Raw genomic sequence first — 2,865 nt, 5'->3', positions numbered from 1 at the left:
CTCCGTGGACGAGGAGCCCGCCGCCGCCGCTCCGGTCCCGGCCCCGGTCCCGGCCCCCGCTCCGGTCGCGCCCCCGGCGCCGGTCGCCCCGGGGCCTCCTGCCGCCCCCATGGACCCCCGAGTGGCGCCCCCCGCTCCGCCCGCGCCGCCGGCTCCCCCGGCCGCTCCCGCCCCGGGCGCCGGGAAGATCAATCTGGACAAGGGCCGGGTCAGCCTCCAGAAGAACCAGACGGTGTCGCTGGTCAAGGGCGGCCGTCCGCTGCTCTCCTCGGTCAAGATGGGTCTCGGATGGGAGCCCGCCTACCGGGGCAAGGACATCGACCTCGATGCCTCGGTCATCGCCTACGGCCCCAACCGCAACCACCTGGACAGTTGCTACTTCGGCAAGCTCGCGATCCTGAACGGCGCGATCAAGCACTCCGGCGACAATCTGACGGGCGAGGGCGCGGGCGACGACGAGGTGATCACCGTCGACCTGGGCCGTCTCCCGGCCGACGCCACCGGCCTGGTGTTCACGGTGAACTCGTTCTCGGGGCAGAAGTTCACCGAGGTCGCCAAGGCGTACTGCCGACTGCTGGACGCGGCGACGGGTGAGGAGCTGGTCCGCTTCGATCTGACCTCCGCCGAGGCGCAGACCGGGGTGATGATGGCGAAGTTGATCAAGCAGTTCTCGGGCGAGTGGGAGATGACGGCCATGGGTGACTTCGTGAAGTCACGCACGGTGCGCGGCATGGTGAAGCCCGCCGCGCAGGCGCTCTGATCAAGCCCACCGCGCAGGCGCCTGACAAGCCGCCGGGGCCCCGTCGTCAGCAGGTGGACGGCAGGGCCCCGGCGGAGGAGCTGCTCACAGCTTGGCCAGCTTGGAGTAGGGGCTCGGGATCCTTCCCTTGCGCCCCGAGAAATCGACGAGTACGGCGGCGTTGTCACCCTCGACCGCGATGACTCGTCCCAGGCCGAACTGATCGTGCGAGACGCGGTCGCCCACCGTGTACTGCTCGATCGGCGGGGCCGGGGGGAGGTTGCGGTTGAAGGGACTGGACGGCAGGTGGCGCCGGGATCCGGCTGACTTGGTCATTACTGGGAGTATGGGCCCTCGGGCGGCGTCTGAACAACGCCGGAATCGCAACAGTGGTCAGATCGAAACCGGCGGAGGCCACAAACTCGGGTCCCCGCAGTACTTCGGTTCGGACAGGATCACGCCCCGGAGCACGGGTTTCACGCCCGCGCGCCCGCGCGCACCGGAGGCGGCCCCGCTACTTGGAGCGGGCCTTGAAGGCGGCCTTGCGGGCCTCCTTGGCGACGCGCCTGTCCGGGTGGACACGGCCCATCGCCTCCAGGACATCCGCCGTCGCCGGGTGGTCCACCCGCCACGCGGCGTCGAAGAAGCCGCTGTGCCGGCCGGCCAGCCCCTCGACCAGGCCCTGCAGCTCCGCCGACTCACCGGCCGCGTCGAGCTGGGCCGCGATCGTGTCGATGGAGAGCCAGAAGATCATCGACTCCGAGGGCGCGGGGACGTCGGCCGCACCGTGCTCGGCGAGCCAGACCCGGGCGAGGCCGCCCAGCTCCGGGTCGTCGAGGACCGCCCGGACCTCTCCCTCGGCATGCGTGCCGACCAGGGCCAGGGCCTGCTGGCAGTGCAGCCGCCGCAGCGGCGCGCCCTGGTCGGTGCCGCGCGCCGCGGCCAGCAGCTCGTGCGCCGCCGCCGCGGGCTCGCGCCGGGCCAGCCACTGCACCGTCTCCGCGCGGGCTGCCGACTCGGGGTATCCGGCCAGCGCGTCGAACAGCACATCCGCGCCCTTGTCGGCCAGCTCCCCCACCGCCGGCGCCTCGACACCCGCTTCCAGCATGCGGACCCGGACGCCGTGGAGGCCGAGCGGGGTGAGCTTGACCAGCCCGTACCGGGAGACGTCCTCGTCGTCCCCGACCGGCCCGGATTCGGCCGGATCGTACGCGTCCGCCATCAGTGACTCGTCCACCGGCTGGTAATCGACCAGTCCGATGGCCTCCAGCAGCCGGAACTGGTCGTCCAGCCGCATCATGGCGACCGACACCTGCTCCAGCACATCGTCGGTGGGTTCCCCCATGTCATCGGGGACGATCATCGACGCGGCGAGCGCGGGCAGGGGCACCGGCTCGTCGCCCGAGCCGCCTTCCGTGACGGTCAGCAGATAGAGATTGCCGAGCACCCCGTCGAGGAATTCGGCCTGCGCGTCCGGGTCCCAGTCCAGCGCCCCGTAGTCGATCTCGCCGTCGTCGCCGATCGCCTCGGAAAGATCGTCCAGCAGCGGCGCGATGGCGTCGGCGTGCACGGCCTCCAGCGCGTCCTGCCAGGTGGCGAGGATGTCCTGCGGGCCCCCGGAGGCGATCAGCGCGAGGCTCTCCCCGGCGGTGACCGTCCCGTACTCGGCGTCGTCCCCGGCCTCCTCGACCTCCACCAGACCGGCGTCCACGGCCGTACGCCACGCCTCACTCGCGTACGCGGGACCGTCCTCGTCCGCCGAGAGGCCCAACTCCTCGGCCGCCGCAGGCAGTTGCTCCTCGACCAGCTCGCCCCCGGCGCCCACCCGCGTCTGCGGGCCGGCCCAGCGGGCGAGCCGCACCGCCCTCGTCAGCAGGGGTGTGGCGAGCGCGTCCCGCGCCAGCTCCGCGTCCGAGTGAAGCTGTACGGGCGGCAGGATGGGACGGTCCTGGGACATCTGTTTACGTCTCCTCGGGGCATACGGGGTCCGGGCGTGGCCCCGGGGTGTCCTCCAGCGTAGACGCATTTCACCGGGTTTCGCCGCCCGCCCGCCAATCCCCGGACAGCCCCGGCGCACCGCGCGCACCAGTACCGGCCGTCCGGTGGGGCCGCCCCGGCGCGTGGCC

The 2,865-nt window shown here is 72.4% G+C and carries 3 protein-coding genes; 1 reads left to right on the top strand and 2 read right to left on the bottom strand.

Translation table 11 applies throughout. From position 1 onward, the window contains the following. Positions 1-760, top strand: a 760-nt coding sequence (locus ACWF94_RS37920) for a TerD family protein (RefSeq protein ID WP_453499408.1), incomplete at its 5' end; no start/stop codon positions are given. Positions 761-844: 84 nt separating this feature from the next. On the opposite strand, the gene ACWF94_RS37915 is transcribed toward ACWF94_RS37920, so the two are convergent. Both ACWF94_RS37915 and ACWF94_RS37910 read right to left on the bottom strand, forming a co-directional pair. After that, positions 845-1,075, bottom strand: coding sequence for a hypothetical protein (locus tag ACWF94_RS37915; RefSeq protein WP_453499406.1), 231 nt, complete (start codon positions 1,073-1,075; stop codon positions 845-847). Between the two features lie 178 nt (positions 1,076-1,253). Beyond that, positions 1,254-2,696 carry a hypothetical protein gene (locus ACWF94_RS37910; RefSeq protein ID WP_453499404.1) on the bottom strand — a complete coding sequence of 481 codons (1,443 nt, stop codon included), beginning with the start codon at positions 2,694-2,696 and terminating at the stop codon, positions 1,254-1,256. Positions 2,697-2,865: the final 169 nt, after the last annotated feature.

Source organism: Streptomyces sp. NPDC055078 (assembly GCF_053607985.1).
This window is presented reverse-complemented; position numbering and strand designations above follow the sequence as displayed.

What these genes read in the sequence shown, in the direction of transcription:
- ACWF94_RS37915 (WP_453499406.1), bottom strand. Translation starts at nt 1,075, where the DNA reads ATGACCAAGTCAGCCGGATCCCGGCGCCACCTGCCGTCCAGTCCCTTC.
- ACWF94_RS37910 (WP_453499404.1), bottom strand. Translation starts at nt 2,696, where the DNA reads ATGTCCCAGGACCGTCCCATCCTGCCGCCCGTACAGCTTCACTCGGAC.